Genomic DNA, 15,085 nt, shown 5'->3' with positions numbered 1-15,085 from the left:
ATTTTAGAAGTCAGAGTAACCATTTAAATTTGAACATCATGTTGCAAATTCGGAACGATTATCCAGCACGATGGTACGGATGGTTATGGTTAATGCTCATGGCACGGTACAGTTGTTCAATCAACAGAATGCGAACCAGAGGGTGGGGTAGTGTTAATTTAGATAAAGACCAGTGCCATGCAGCAGCTTTACGAACTGCATCAGAATGTCCATCAGGTCCACCAATGGCGAGTACAACATCATTCCCTTCAAGCATCCAACCTTTCATGGTTTCAGCTAATTTTTCTGTACTAAACTCTTTCCCTCCCACTTCAAGTGCAATTAAAAGTTCATTTCCTTTCAGTGCATTTAAAATGCTGTCGCCTTCGATATTACGGTATTTTAAAATATCAGCTTCAGAGTCATTCTTTCCGCGTTTCGCCATAGGAAGCTCAACAATTTGAGTTTGTACAAAGGGTTGAATTCTTTTGAAATAATCTTCAAAACCAGTAAGAACCCATGCTGGCATTTTTTGACCAATGGTCAAGATACGAATTTTCATGAAAATGTGTCACTAGAAGTTTCACGATATTATACATTTCAAAGTGATGAATTTATAAAATCAAAAGTTAAAACATAATGAGTTGTTAATTTTGCATCCATTGACATTTTATAAAAAAAGAGAGCCTAAGCTCTCTTTCTTCAGTTAAAAGACCGATTAGTGTCGTGCAGATTTTGATTCGTCAACTGCTTTCACAATGGGTGATTTTACTAATGGTTTAGGCATAGAGGTTAATGCTAGTGGTAAAATTTCATCAATTGATTTTACAACTTTGATATCTAAACCTTCTTTCACATTATCAGGAATTTCGACTAAATCACGTGCATTTTCCTGTGGAATAAAGACCATTTTTACACCGCCACGATGTGCAGCCAGTAATTTTTCCTTTAAACCACCAATACGCATTGCACGGCCACTCAAGCTGGTTTCACCAGTCATTGCAATATCAGGTCGAATCGCAATGCCAGTAAACGCTGAAACTAATGCTGTCGTCAAAGCAAGACCAGCTGAAGGACCATCTTTAGGTGTAGCGCCTTCAGGTAAGTGCACGTGAATATCGGTTTCTTCAAAGCGAGTAGAATCGATACCCAAAGCATCAGCTCGTGTACGCACTACGGTCATCGCTGCAGTAATAGACTCCTTCATAACATCACCTAAAGAACCAGTGGTTACAAATTTTCCTTTACCTTTCATTGCTGCAACTTCAATTGTCAGTAGTTCACCACCAACCGAAGTCCAAGCTAGACCATTAACACGACCGACTTGAGCTTCTTCTTCAGCCATACCGAAATCGAATTTATGCGGCCCTAAGTAGTCAGGTAGATTTGCAGAATTAACCTCAATTTGAAGGTTTTTCGCTTTTTTACTAACCGCTTCTTTAACCACTTTACGTGCGATTTTAGAAACTTCACGCTCTAAACTTCGAACACCAGCTTCACGTGTATAGCGTTGTACGATATCTCGAATTGCTTCTTCATGTACACTCAATTCCTTAGCTCGTAAGCCATTATTCTTGATTGCTTTAGGTACTAAGTAACGCTCAGCAATATTGATTTTCTCTTCCTCTGTATAACCAGGAAGGCGAATGACCTCCATACGATCTAACAAAGCTTCAGGGATATTCATACTGTTTGCAGTACAAATAAACATGACTTCAGATAAATCAAGATCAAGATCAAGATAGTGATCGTTGAATTTGTGATTCTGTGAAGGATCAAGTACTTCTAACAAGGCAGATGCAGGATCACCACGATGATCTTGAGCCATTTTGTCAATTTCATCGAGTAGGAATAAAGGGTTTTTTACACCGACTTTAGAAAGTGATTGCACAATCTTACCTGGCATCGCACCAATATAAGTTCTGCGATGTCCACGAATCTCGGCCTCATCACGAACACCACCAAGTGCCATTCGAACGAATTCGCGACCTGTTGCTTTAGCTACAGACTCACCTAATGAGGTTTTACCTACACCAGGAGGACCTACGAGACACAATACTGGTCCACGTAGTTTTTTTACACGTGACTGAACAGCAAGATATTCAACGATACGTTCTTTAACTTCATCCAAACCATAATGATCAGCATCAAGAATATCTTGAGCTTTAGCAAGATTTATACTTACTTTGCTCGCCTTATTCCATGGTGTATCTAAAAGAGTTTCGATGTAATTACGAACTACGGCTGCTTCACTCGATGCAGGCTGCATTGCTTTAAGCTTACGGAATTCACCTTCTGCTTTTTTACGAACATGCTCAGGAAGATCCGCTTCAGCTAAGCGTTTTTCTATCTCAGCAATGTCATCTTCAGCACCGCCATTCATGTCAGAAAGTTCACGCTGAATAACTTTCATTTTTTCATTTAGAAAATATTCGCGCTGATTCTTTTCCATTTGACGTTTTACATTGTCATGTAAATTTTGCTCAATCTGTTGTTCTTCAGACTGTTGAAGCAAATAAGTCATTAACTCTTGTAAATGAGCTTCAAATTCATCGTGTTCGAGGAATTTTTGTTTCACTTCAATGTTTAACGGCACGCGTGTAGCGACAAAGAACATGAGTTGCAATAAATCATCGATTTTATTTGCAGCATTAATTAACTCACGCGCATTACGTAGTTTCGCTTCAGCATATTGGCTGAAAAGACCACGTAATTCTTCGAGGCGAGTTTGTTGAGTTGCCGACTCCATACGGATCGTCATTGGGCTAAGGCTGTGTTCAGCTTCTAAATAATCGTTTTGATCGTAAATGTTAACCAATTTAGAGCGATAAATACCCTCGATTAAAACCTTAATGCAGTTTTCATCGTTTTCATGATTTACGACTTGCACAATCTTCGCGACAGTACCGTATTGATATAAATTGTCGTGATCAATTTCTTCTGTAAGAGAATCTTGTTGAGCTACTACAAAAACTAAATTGTCACTGTTACGAGCTACATCAACTGCTTTAATCGATTTTTCACGGCCGACAAAAAGCGCAATTTGCATGTGGGGATAAACCACAACATCACGCAAAGCTAATAGCGGTAACACGCTAGGGGTCTGAAGTTCTAAGTTTTCTTCATTCATAATAATATCAGTCATGAGCACTCCTAATGAGTGACAACGGTGTTGCCATATTTTTATAGTGATGTGTAATTTAAAAAATACAAGGGTGAAAATCGATAAAATTCGATTAATTTCTACTAATCTTGATAAATTCAGTTGGATTTAGGGTGAATTAATATTCTTCGTTTGAATTTTAATCGTTTTTTAGGGGTGATTAACTCATCTAATGGCTGATCCCAAGGTTGGCGCTTTAAAGGATCTAAGATTAATTGAAAGTCATGCGCTAAACCGATGCGATAGGGTTGATTGCTCGCATGCTTTAACGTTCTATCATAAAAGCCACCTCCCATACCCATACGTGTTCCATGATAATCACAGGCTACTAGGGGCATCAACAGTACATTAATTTGTTTTACATTTTGCCCCAATCTATGCATAGGCTCATACATTCCCAATTTATGTTTAGTAAAACGTTTATTTAGATATTGATGCTTTGAAATTGGAACCCATTTTAAAGTTGAATCAAGTCTGGAGACTTTTGGGAGATAAACGACTTTATGCTTCGAAAAGCAATGCATGATTAGGATATGTGTTTGTATTTCACCGAATGCATCTAAATAAATCCCAATTTTTTTTGCAGATTTAAATTTAGAGTGAGATTGGATTTTTGACAAAACCTGAAAAGCAGAACGTCGTTGCGTAAAAATTGAGAGTTGTCTTCTACGAGAGCGTAGAGTTTTTCTTAAAAGTTGTGTTTGCAACTGCATTTCAAACTATACCAATCTAAGTGCATGTGTAAGGTAAGTAGTTTATCGATTTTTACTCAGGTTTAATCAACCTGATTTGAATATTTTCGATAGTATATTTTTCATTTACTCTAGGTGTAACAAATAAAAGATTAGGGTCAATTTAATTTTAAATTGAAGCCGATAAGCTGAACTCTATCGGATCAATGAAGCTCTGATCATAAAAAATAGAAAAGGGAACGATAATGAAAAATAAAAAATACGGTATTCTATTTAAAAAGAGCAAGCACGCTTATCGTATGGTTATGCTCACGACAGTAATTAGTCTTTCTGGTCTAATCACAAATCATGTAAATGCTCAAACTAGCTCTAAGTTGGATTTATCACTGTCCAGCCATTCTGTGAATAAAATAAAAAAACTACTGAATGATCCAAAAGTTTGGCAACAGATTCCGAAACAAGTCACCTTATGTGTGTATTCACCGAGCGGTGTTCATGGTGAAGCATTTGAGCAAGCGACGAGCTATATGAGTGAATTACCACGAATTGTTAAAGTTGCTCAAGATTTCGGCGTGCAAATGACTGTCAATCGTACGGCTAAGCTACAAATGCAGATAGATTTGAATTATCCAAAATTAAAGCAAAAAACATCCACTGAAGTTAATTTAAAAGTCTATATAGATGAACGGGTTTTAACTGAAGACTTTAGAAGTAAACGTTGTGATGGTGCTGGAATAAGTAATTTACGTGCCAAGCAATTCAACTCTTTTGTTGGAAGTATTGATGCAATAGGTGCAGTTCAAAACTATAAACAACTAACTAAAGTGATTCAGCTGTTAGCAAGACCTGAATTTGACTCGAAAATGGTCAATAAGGCTTATGAGGTTGTTGGTATTGTGCCTTTAGGTGCTGCTTATATAATGGTAAATGATCGTAAAATTGATACTTTATCTAAAGCAGCTGGGAAAAAAGTCGCTGTAATGAGTTTTGACGCAACCCAAAAAAAATTAGTCCAAAATGTTGGTGCTCAACCAGTTACAGTGGATTTAACTTCGGTAGGCGGGAAATTCAACAATAAGGAAGTTGATATTATCGCAGCGCCTGCAATCTTATTTGAACCTTTAGAACTCTATCGTGGAATGACAAGCAAGGGCGAGGTACGAGGCGCAATTATTCGTTTTCCACTCGTTCAAGTAACGGGTACATTGATTATGCATCGAAATAAATTTCCTGCTGGAATGGGGCCTATAGCAAGGGAGATTATTTCCAAGCAATTAACACCAGCTTATAAATTTATTGATCAAACTGAATCTAAAATTGATCCTAAATTTTGGATGAATATAAGAGATGCTGAGAAACCTGGATATTTGAAAATTATGCGTGAAGCTAGGATTCAAATGACGAAAGAGGGGCATTATCATCCTGAAATGATGTCTATACTTAAAAAGATACGATGTAGTGATGATCCTAAGAATTATGAGTGTGCGCTTCAAGATGAGTAACTAATAATCTAAAAAATAGATTGTTTTTATAATTTTAATCGGTTTTTATTTGTCTTTAGCCATGCTTTAAATTACTCACATCTAGGTTAAAGAGTAAATGTGAGATGAAAATTTTTATCGCAGTAGTTACTTCTACTTTGTTGATAAGTGCATGCGCATATGATCCAGTGCATTATGAGCAGCTTAGAATGTCAGAGAACGCGCAACACATGAAATTAAATGGTTAAAAAAGCCCCCAGATGGGGGCTTTATGCCTATTTCTTTTTAACGATATCGCTCCAAGACACATTAGTTGGCACGCCTGAGTTAAAGCGAACTGATGCGGATGATGAATAATCTTTAGTTTGTTCAACGACAATCTTTTGATTGTACTCATCAATAATTTCTAACTTACCGCTTGCTTTCGGGTAAATTCTCCACCACTCTTTTTCGAATGGTTGAGTTACACTGAAGTTAAATGCATATGAAAAATTAGCATCTTTAGGTTGGCCAACGATTGTACCTTTACTTGACACACTTTGTAATTGTTCATCAAAAAAACGGTATTCATAATCCTGTAGCCCCATATATTCCAATGTAGTGCTAGGGTTATTTTTATCTACAATCTGGAATTTTAAAGGATCTTTTACAGAATAAATTGCGCCATTAGAACCAACTGTATCTTTTACAATTTTACCAGTGACTAAATATAGTTTAGATGTATCAGTCCACGGTGTATAAAGCGCATTATTAAACTCAACTGTGGTAGAGCTTAATGTTTCAGTAAGCGAAATAGATCCTCCTTTAAATGTTACGACTTCCTTGCCGAAACTAGTTGCACAAGAATCATTACCACTTTTTAGCTTGATTGTTTGAGTAGTTCCACTTTTAGTGAGCTCAGTACAAATTGAATTTCTCAAAATTGTAAATGCACTTGTTCCTTGAGCTGTTAATTCAATTACTCTACCTGTACGAGTAATGGGTCCATCACCCAATGTTTCGCCAATCATATGCCCTAATGCTTGATTAAATCGATCATCCATGACATTCAAAGATTCTGAAAAACCAAGCTTTTCTTTAAGTTTTGTTAAAAAATCCTTATCTTTAAAAGGTATAAATGTAGAGCTCACATCGCCTGGTTTAATATAATTACCATTTGGCGTGTCAAGCTTCGAGTCACTTCCACCACCACATGCACTTAGTAATGCAGCAATACTCGCAACCCCAGCCAATTTTGCTAATTTAGACATATTCTCTTCCTTTAAATATAAATCTATTCTCATTGTTTATGATGTTTGACTATTAATATGAAGTCTTTAAACAATAAGAAGACATTAAAATGAAATACTCTTTATGTAATTTCTATTAAGAGGAATGATAATTTAAATTCTGGAAAAGTTTCTAGGTCATTATTAACCAAATTTACAAATTAAATGCTTTATTTTTATATTGTTAAATATAATTTAAATATTTATTTAGAATAAAACTAAAAAAAAGTTAATTAAATAACACTACACATAAATATTATAAATTAATTTGAAAAATTAAAATATAGTGTGACTTATTTCAATAAATTTTTATATTTTGAGTAAAGGAGTAAGTTGAGAATTTATGGTATGAATTGAAAAAATAAAACAAGAAAACGTTGAATTATAAATATAGAGAAATTGAAGACTCCGGAGATGCCGCTGCATGTGTCGTTACCCTGAACCCGACGAGTTCAAGGTGGACGCGACGTATACTTGCTGGGTTTCCCACTCGAGGTGGGCATACGCTCTAAATATACAGAACACAATCCATAAGTTTAAGTATCGGCAGGGGAATAGACCCGCTGGCGAACATCCCAGAGTTAAATTAAGTATAACGAAATGAGTGAGATTGGCAAACCTTGGTGTACCCATTATTTGCGTGATAATTCACTCAGTAAAACTGACTGTGCAAACTTAGATCAAATTTATACAGTTTTTTCAACGTCTTCCAAGATTGTTGCAAGTAAGCGTTCACAATGAGAATATTCTTGTAAGGATTTGTTCATTGTTAAAACTTCTTGCATAAGCTCTAAAGCCACCATGATAACGAGCTTATTGTGTTCTACGTTAGGTGCTTTTCTACGAAATTCTTGAAATTTCTCATTTAGCAAATCACCAGCACGTTGTAAATCATCTTTCTGATCTTGAGTGGTTGAAAGTCTAAATGTTTGTTCAATTAATCTTAACTCGACTGTAACGACTTCAGACATAATTATGCTTCCTCATTTTGTTCAGCCGGATTTTCTAATTGTTGGATTTCTTGGGCATGATGATCTTGATCAGTACCTAAAATGGCCAATCGTTGAATGATTTGCTCAACCTTAGTTTTAGCGAGTTCATTTTTTTTGATTAAACGTTGATTTTCAGCCTTCAATTCATCAATTTCTTTTTGAGCTTGACGTTGTTCAGCCAACATTTTTTCTTTGATGACTCTCAACTCATTCCTTTCAGCCAAGATTTCCTGAAATCTATTTTTTAAATCAGTACAACTCTTTTCTAAACGACTATAACGTTCTGCTAAAGCAGTAGCATCTTGATTTAAAGTTTTATAAATACCATCCAATTGATTGTATTTGTCATTTAGACTTTCAATCTGTTCTTGCTTTTGAGTGATGACGCTATTTTTTTGAGCAGTTTGAGTTTGATGAGTTTCCTGAAGTTCTTTCTGCTTAGCTTCAAGAGAACTATTCATTTGTTCGGTTTCGGACAAACGATGTTTAAGCGTGCCTAAATGCGTTTGTAAACGCTGTAATTGTTCTAACATAACGAGGTCGCGTAGTTTCGCAATCAAAGGTAATATATACAGAAGTATAGAGATTGGAAAAACGAATGCAAGACGATATTTCAGGTTGGACAGATTGGAACCAACAATTCGGTTCAATTGAGGAAATTACTAGTCCTAGTGAGTTACATGGTCTACTTACAGGTATTGTTTGTGTAACTGAACCGCCATCTCATGAGGAGTGGATACAAATTTTGTCTACATTGAATGTGCCTCAATTAGAACCTACTGCGCTTAATTTACTGGCTGAGGAATCTGAAGATGTTTCGCATGCTTTATCAGAAGATGAATTAGATTATTTACCCATTTTGCCTGATGATGAACATGTATTGTCTGAGCGTGTTCAAGCTTTAGCAGATTGGTGTGCAGGAGTGGTATTGGGGTTTGGATTAGCGTCTGGGCATATTCGTGCTGATGAAGCTGAGTTGATTGAACACTTGCAAGATATTGCAGCAGTCGAGTTTGAAGATTCTGATAATGATGAAGAAGGTGAAATTAGCTATCAAGAACTTTATGAATTTGTTCGATTAATTCCAGTGAGTTTATCTGTTGGACGAACCAAGATTGCTGTTGAAGAAAGCTCATTACTGAAACATGTAAAACCAACAATTTCGAAAAAAAATGAGCAAAGTGTCGTTGAGATGTTTACACCTCATCGACCAAGTTGATTACATTTAATCAAGAGTACTACTTAACATATAAGTAGTACTGTATTTTCTTAAATTAAATAGCCTAAGCTGCAGAAAAGATATGAAACTTACTCAATCAGATTTTCAAAAACGACGTGATCAATTAGCCGCTGAAATAGGCCTAAGAAGCATTGCAATTATTGCAACACGTGAAGAAATGTTTAGAAGTCGTGATGCTGATTATAAATATCGCGCTGATAGTAGCTTTTTTTATCTAACGGGATTTGCAGAGCCTGAAGCAGTTGCTGTAATTGAAACATTTGATACTGAAGAAGAAGGTTATACCTACAGTTTATTTTGTCGTGAACGCAATAGAGAGATGGAAATCTGGACAGGTTACCGTGCAGGGATTGATGGTGCAGTCGATGATTATGATGCGGATGAAGCTTATGCGATTGATCTACTAGACGAAGAAATGATCGCAAAGCTTCAAGGAAAAGAAAGATTATTTTATAGAATTGGTCAACAAGCCAGTTTTGATGCAAAAATTACAAAATGGATTGCAGAAGCAAGTGGTGAAAGCCGACGTGGTACCGCTGCACCGACACAATTGATTCAGTTAGATACAATTTTAGATGAGATGCGTCTACACAAAGAGCCAAAAGAAATAGAGTTAATGCAAATCGCATCTGATATTTCTGCTCAAGCACATATGCAAGCGATGAAATCTGTACGACCAGGAATGATGGAATATGCTTTAGAAGCGGAGCTGAATTATATTTTTGGTAAAAATGGTTGTGTACCATCGTATAACAGTATTGTGGGTGGTGGTGAAAATGCTTGTATATTGCACTATGTTGAAAATAACAAACAACTTAATGACGGCGATTTAGTTTTAATAGATGCAGCTTGTGAATATGAATTTTACGCGTCAGATATCACTCGGACATTTCCAGTAAATGGTAAATTTAATCCTGAACAAAAGGCGCTTTATAATATAGTGCTTGATGCTCAAATCGCTGCAATAGATGCGGTTAGAATTGGTAACTCTTACAAAGAGCCACACTACGTTGCTGTTCGTATTTTAGTGCAAGGCTTGCTTAATCTTGGAATCATGCAGGGTGATCTCGATGAAATCATTGAGACAGAAGCCTATCGTCAATTTTATATGCATGGAACTGGTCACTGGTTAGGCATGGATGTTCATGACGTAGGGGCATATAAAGTCGATGGAGAATGGCGAACATATCAAGAAGGTATGGTGGTGACCATTGAACCAGGTTTATATATTGCCCCTGATGATGAAACTGTCGATCCAAAATGGAGAGGGATTGGTATTCGCATTGAAGATGATATTGTTGTCACTCAAGATGGACCGAGAAACCTGACTGCTAAAGTAGTGAAAACCATTGAAGATATCGAAGCCTTGATGGCGAGTTAACCATTTTCACAAATCTCAAAAGTCGATGGAAACATCGGCTTTTTTTCAATGTCATATTCAATATTGAAAAATGAATTATGGCTTCATCTTCAATAACGCTAATTCATTATAAAAAGTAAAAACTTTATTGTAAGATGAATTTGATTAAAAATTTATGTGTATGCAGCTATTGCTTGCTTTTATAAGGATCAAAACATGCAACAAGAAGTCATCATTGTCGGTGGTGGAATGGTCGGATTAAGCCTTGCTCTTATGCTGGCTAAAACTAACATTGCAGTGAAATTGTTAGAGGCGATCAGCTATCCTAACTATGATGATGCTAACCTTGCACCATATCATTCAAGTTTTGATGCCCGTAATAGTGCGCTGTCACGTCGAAGCGTGCAAATTTATCAAGAATTGGGAATTTGGGATTCACTGCAACAATATGCAACGCCTATTTTAGAAGTAAATATCACAGAAGAAGGAAGTTTCGGTAAGGCACGTTTAATCGCGGCTCAAGAGAAAGTAGAAAGCTTTGGTCAAGTGATTGAGAATGCATGGCTTGGACGAGTATTGTTATCAGAAGTCAAAAAAAATCCACTCATTGAGTTAATTGATGGTGTTCAAGTGACGTCACTTAAACAGGATGAACATTTAGCTTATCTCGAAGCATCAAAAGCGAATGAACATTTGCAGTTTCAATCCAAGTTAGTCATAGCAGCAGATGGACGTGATTCTTTCTGTCGTAAAGCACTTGGTGTTGGTGCATCAGTGCATGATTATGATCAAGTGGCGATTGTCACTACAGTGCAGACATCCAAACCTCACTCCCAAGTCGGTTTTGAACGTTTCAGCCCACTTGGTCCTTTAGCATTATTACCTTTACCTGGTGAATACCGTCGTTCTGTTGTGTGGCCAGTGCCTAAAGGTACTGAGGGAGAGTGGTTAGGTGATGAAAATGATCAGCATTTTTTAGATGCTCTTCAAAAAACCTATGGCGACCGAGCTGGTAAATTTGAGAAAACTGGTCGTAGATTTAGTTTTCCTTTATCTCAAGTATTGGCTGAAAAACAAGCAGTAGGACGTGTTGTACTTATGGGTAATGCTGCTCATACCATTCATCCAGTCGCAGGTCAGGGTTTTAATTTGTGTATGCGTGATGCATATGTATTGACCCGATATTTAAAACAACAAGTCATCAAAAATGCCGATTTAGGTGAAGCTGCTGTACTGAAAGAGTATGAAAAATCTCGACTCAAAGATCAGCAACGTGTGATCAAGTTTTGTGATTCTGTGGTGCGAGGCTTTAGTAATCAAAATCCAATCCTAAAATTTGTGCGAAATACAGGTCTAATGTGCTTTGAAAATATTCCAGGTATTAAGCCACTCGTTGCCAATTATGCAATGGGGTTAAAAGCATGAATGATGCTATTTTAGATGTCGTGATTGTGGGCGGTGGTTTAGTCGGAGGATTAGCTGCTTTATTGCTGGCTAAAGGTGGAGTTCAAGCGACTGTACTTGATGCAGCACCGATATTGGATCACGAGAAGACCTTAAAATCATTGAATCCTCGTGTACTTGCATTGAGTCAAGCCACTATTCATTTGCTTAAGCATGTTGATGTATGGGATAAGTTGGCTCGTCAACAACCCTACACGGGAATGCAGGTGTGGAACAAAAATGGCTTTGGTGAAATCAATTTTGGAACATCAGCGCATTCTAAACTTGATCAAGCACAAATATTAGGTTCAATGGTCGAACCAAGTATCTTGAACCTTGCGATTCAGAGCATGATGATCGACCAGATTGATGATTACCGTACTCAGATTCAAGTGAAACATATTGAGCAAGGAAATGGCTGTTGGATTCTTCATCTCGCTGATCAAACTCGATTGAAAACGAAACTTTTAATTGGTGCGGATGGTGCAAACTCATTCGTACGTGAACAAGCCATGATTGATTTGGATGTTTTGGATTATCATCAGGCTGGTATTAGCTGCGCGATCAAGACGGAACAAGCGCATCAACATGTTGCGAGTCAAATCTTCTTAGAAACAGGGCCACTGGCTTTTCTCCCAATGGCAAGTTTAGAAGATCAAGAATATGGTCATTGGCAATCTATTGTATGGACTTTACCAGATGATTATGCAGACGAATTTGCGTCACTCTCAGATGAAGATTTCGTACAATTACTGACACGAGAGAGTCATCATATGTTGGGTAAAGTATTAGCCGCAACGCCTCGAGCAAAATTCCCACTGAAAGCACGAGCTGCTCAACGTTATATTAAAGATGGCTTAGCGCTAATTGGTGATGCAGCCCATGTTATTCATCCACTTGCTGGTCAGGGGGTGAATATTGGTTGCCTTGATGCAGCAATTCTATGCGATGTGCTACTTTCTGACTACGCCCGTGGCGTTTGGGCTCATGAGCAAACTTTATTGAAATATGAGCATCGACGAAAATTTCAAAACGATGCCATGATGCATAGTATGTCTATGATTGGGTGGATGGAATCTGCTCCTGTTTTTCCTATTGTTTGGGCGAGAAACTTTGGTTTGAAACAAGTTGAAAATATCAGTGCGTTAAAATCGGCGTTTATGTCGCAAGCGAATGGTTTGAGTCAGCTCAGTAATACAAGATATCAAGTGAATTGAAATCTGATCTAAAAAGAATCATCAATATATATTTTTTTACCAATATGATTAAAAAATATACAAATGAGGTGCTTTAGATACTATGCGAATGATAAAGAGCTTGATACATTTCTCTAAAAATCAAAGCACGTTCCAATCAGGTGCGTGAAAACATTGATGGGGAGTTTGAAATGACAGACGCAAATGATTTTGATGACAACGAAGACAGTGTTGTAGACGAAAATGAATCACAAGCAGCAGAAAAAGGTGCGGCCGTAAGTGACGTTACTGTATCTGATGCCGATGTCGCGGAAGCTGAAACATTAACAGTGACAGCTAAACTCAAACAACGTCAGGCACTGGAAGATGAAGTTGCTGCTTTTCTAGCACGTGGTGGTCGTATTACTGAAGTTCCACCTGATGAATCAATAAAAGATTAATAAAAAAAGCACCATCAATATGGTGCTTTTTTTATTTTGCTTAATCATTCGCACCACTGAGCTCTAGCGCGCGTTGATATGCGACTTTCTTTTTGATTCCGGTGAGATCAGCTGCAAGTTGAGATGCTGCTTTTACAGATAAATCTTGCAATAAACGATTGAGTAATTTGTCTAATTCTTCTTGCTGCATGTCTTTTTCAGTGGCTGCTCCAGCAATGACCAGTACAATTTCACCTTTTTGCTGGTGATGATCATTTGTAATAAATGATTGTAAATCTCCAAGGGTCATTTTTTTGATTGTTTCGAAGGTTTTGGTAATTTCACGTGCAAACCCGACTTCACGGTCAGCCCCGAACACAGAGACCATATCCGTTACAGAGTCTAGGATTCGATGTGGTGCCTCATAGATGATCATGGTATGCGTGTTGTCTTTCAGTTTATTTAATTGAATAAGACGTTGTGATTGTTTCGAAGATAGAAATCCTTCAAAACTAAAGTGATCACTGGGTAGACCTACAGCGCTTAATGCTGCAATAGCTGCACATGCACCTGGAACAGGAACGACACGAATACCATGGTCCTGAGCTGCACGAACCAATTTAAAACCAGGATCACTGATCAATGGTGTACCTGCATCACTGACGAGTGCAACATTTTCACCATTTTTTAACTTATCGATAATTATATCAATTTTGTTACTTTCATTGTGATCATGGCACGCTGTAAGCGGAGTTGAGATATTATAGTGTTTCATTAAAAGAGCGGACTGACGTGTGTCTTCTGCCGCGATAAGAGAGACAGACTTTAAAACATCAATTGCTCGATAAGTCATGTCATCTAAGTGCCCAATTGGCGTCGCTACAACAAATAACTGAGCACTCATAAGGTTTCTCCATGTTGGATCTATTAAGAATAAAAAAAGAATTCATTGGTATTGGCTTATGTGGAATGATTTTCCAAGCCCAAGCGGAAGTATTGGTTATTTTACCTGATTCAGGCCCTATGGCGCGAGCAAGTAATAGTATTAAAAATGGTATTGATGAGGCTTATCAAAAGTCGAACAGTGAAATACCAATAAGATATGTCAATTCGGATCAAAAACGATTAAAAGAGATCCTAAAGACGCAAGTCAGTCAAAACACCAAACTTATTATTGGTCCATTAGCCAGACAGGATGTCGAAGCAATAATGAAAGAACCGCTTAAAATTCCTGTTTTAGCACTGAATGAAGTTCCTTCTAAGCATGCAAAAGTGTGGCAGTTTAGTTTATCGAAAACTGATGATGCTCAAGTTTTAATTAAACAGATTGAAAAGGATCGAGTTCAACATCTCTATATATTGCGTGAGTCTGGTACTGAGTCTGAGAGCTTAAGCTTTGTAAATGCCGTGTTTAAAAATTTTCATGGTAAATTTTCTCTAGTCCAACAATTGCCTGATATAAAGTCAAATGAAGGTGTGTTGCTTTTAGGCAGTATGGCGTGGATCAACTCATTGAAGAATAAGCCTTCAAAACGTTTGTATGTTCAGGCTTTTGCTATTGATCATAATATGGATATTCCGAAGGGAACTAAATTCTGTGATGTTCCAGTCATGGTTCAATTTTTAAAAAAACCTAATCAAACAACAGAAAATACTGCTGCATTCCAACGTCTTAATGCCTTCGGTCAAGATGTTTGGCGTTTGGCGGATTTGATGTTGAAAACGAAGAATCCTGATCAAATATCAATTCAAGGTCAGACTGGGCATTTGAGTTTTAAAGAGCATCGGATCGAAAGAAAGCCTGCATGCTTCGAGAAAACATGGTTTAGATTAAAAAATATTTAAGAGGACT

14 protein-coding genes and 1 other RNA gene are annotated in these 15,085 nt (G+C 37.2%); 7 read left to right on the top strand and 8 right to left on the bottom strand.

The window, feature by feature from the left end; all coding sequences use genetic code 11:
* Window positions 1-58: 58 nt before the first annotated feature.
* From rlmH to BMW42_RS06480, 3 genes are all read right to left on the bottom strand, one after another.
* Window positions 59-541 carry a 23S rRNA (pseudouridine(1915)-N(3))-methyltransferase RlmH gene (gene rlmH / locus BMW42_RS06490; protein ID WP_092766820.1) on the bottom strand — a complete coding sequence of 161 codons (483 nt, stop codon included), beginning with the start codon at window positions 539-541 and terminating at the stop codon, window positions 59-61.
* A 156-nt stretch (window positions 542-697) separates the two neighbouring features.
* Window positions 698-3,124 carry an endopeptidase La gene (gene lon, locus BMW42_RS06485; RefSeq protein WP_092766819.1) on the bottom strand — a complete coding sequence of 809 codons (2,427 nt, stop codon included), beginning with the start codon at window positions 3,122-3,124 and terminating at the stop codon, window positions 698-700.
* A 116-nt stretch (window positions 3,125-3,240) separates the two neighbouring features.
* On the bottom strand, window positions 3,241-3,855 hold the full coding sequence (locus BMW42_RS06480; RefSeq protein WP_092766818.1) for a 5-formyltetrahydrofolate cyclo-ligase: 615 nt from the start codon (window positions 3,853-3,855) through the stop codon (window positions 3,241-3,243).
* Between the two features lie 224 nt (window positions 3,856-4,079).
* Here BMW42_RS06480 and BMW42_RS06475 point away from each other — a divergent pair, with 224 nt between their 5' ends.
* The gene (locus tag BMW42_RS06475) at window positions 4,080-5,336 is read left to right on the top strand and encodes a putative solute-binding protein (protein ID WP_416224317.1); all 1,257 of its coding nucleotides are present in this window, start codon (window positions 4,080-4,082) and stop codon (window positions 5,334-5,336) included.
* 254 nt (window positions 5,337-5,590) lie between these two features.
* Here the strand turns inward: BMW42_RS06475 and BMW42_RS06470 are convergent, their stop codons facing one another.
* From BMW42_RS06470 to BMW42_RS06455, 4 genes are all read right to left on the bottom strand, one after another.
* Complete coding sequence (locus BMW42_RS06470) at window positions 5,591-6,565, bottom strand: hypothetical protein (RefSeq protein ID WP_092766817.1); 975 nt, start codon at window positions 6,563-6,565, stop codon at window positions 5,591-5,593.
* A gap of 419 nt (window positions 6,566-6,984) precedes the next feature.
* Window positions 6,985-7,168, bottom strand: a non-coding RNA gene (gene ssrS, locus BMW42_RS06465) — 6S RNA.
* Between the two features lie 101 nt (window positions 7,169-7,269).
* A complete protein-coding gene (locus BMW42_RS06460; protein ID WP_092766816.1) occupies window positions 7,270-7,554 on the bottom strand; it encodes a cell division protein ZapA in 285 nt (94 codons plus the stop codon).
* A gap of 2 nt (window positions 7,555-7,556) precedes the next feature.
* Window positions 7,557-8,108: a hypothetical protein gene (locus BMW42_RS06455; protein WP_035269763.1), complete on the bottom strand. Its 552-nt coding sequence runs from the start codon at window positions 8,106-8,108 to the stop codon at window positions 7,557-7,559.
* Between the two features lie 65 nt (window positions 8,109-8,173).
* Here BMW42_RS06455 and BMW42_RS06450 point away from each other — a divergent pair, with 65 nt between their 5' ends.
* The 5 genes from BMW42_RS06450 (at window position 8,174) to BMW42_RS06430 (ending at window position 13,254) form a co-directional block, all read left to right on the top strand.
* Window positions 8,174-8,794 carry a UPF0149 family protein gene (locus BMW42_RS06450; protein WP_092766815.1) on the top strand — a complete coding sequence of 207 codons (621 nt, stop codon included), beginning with the start codon at window positions 8,174-8,176 and terminating at the stop codon, window positions 8,792-8,794.
* A gap of 82 nt (window positions 8,795-8,876) precedes the next feature.
* Window positions 8,877-10,196 carry a Xaa-Pro aminopeptidase gene (gene pepP / locus BMW42_RS06445; protein ID WP_092766814.1) on the top strand — a complete coding sequence of 440 codons (1,320 nt, stop codon included), beginning with the start codon at window positions 8,877-8,879 and terminating at the stop codon, window positions 10,194-10,196.
* A gap of 195 nt (window positions 10,197-10,391) precedes the next feature.
* Window positions 10,392-11,600, top strand: coding sequence for an FAD-dependent monooxygenase (locus tag BMW42_RS06440; protein ID WP_092766813.1), 1,209 nt, complete (start codon window positions 10,392-10,394; stop codon window positions 11,598-11,600).
* On the top strand, window positions 11,597-12,835 hold the full coding sequence (locus BMW42_RS06435) for an FAD-dependent monooxygenase (protein WP_092766812.1): 1,239 nt from the start codon (window positions 11,597-11,599) through the stop codon (window positions 12,833-12,835). Before BMW42_RS06440 ends, BMW42_RS06435 begins: the two co-directional genes overlap by 4 nt.
* Before the next feature lie 170 nt (window positions 12,836-13,005).
* Entirely contained in the window at window positions 13,006-13,254 is a 249-nt protein-coding gene (locus BMW42_RS06430; protein WP_035269751.1) for a hypothetical protein, read from the top strand.
* A 40-nt stretch (window positions 13,255-13,294) separates the two neighbouring features.
* On the opposite strand, the gene rsmI is transcribed toward BMW42_RS06430, so the two are convergent.
* Window positions 13,295-14,137, bottom strand: a complete 843-nt coding sequence (gene rsmI, locus BMW42_RS06425; RefSeq protein ID WP_092766811.1) for a 16S rRNA (cytidine(1402)-2'-O)-methyltransferase — start codon at window positions 14,135-14,137, stop codon at window positions 13,295-13,297.
* 11 nt (window positions 14,138-14,148) lie between these two features.
* On the opposite strand from rsmI, the gene BMW42_RS06420 reads away from it, so the two are divergent.
* Window positions 14,149-15,078: a penicillin-binding protein activator gene (locus BMW42_RS06420; RefSeq protein ID WP_092766810.1), complete on the top strand. Its 930-nt coding sequence runs from the start codon at window positions 14,149-14,151 to the stop codon at window positions 15,076-15,078.
* Window positions 15,079-15,085 lie beyond the last annotated feature (7 nt).

The organism is Acinetobacter sp. DSM 11652, assembly GCF_900109815.1.
Lineage (GTDB): Bacteria > Pseudomonadota > Gammaproteobacteria > Pseudomonadales > Moraxellaceae > Acinetobacter.
The sequence above is the reverse complement of the archived record's forward strand: the minus strand, read 5'-3'. Positions and strand labels throughout refer to the sequence as shown.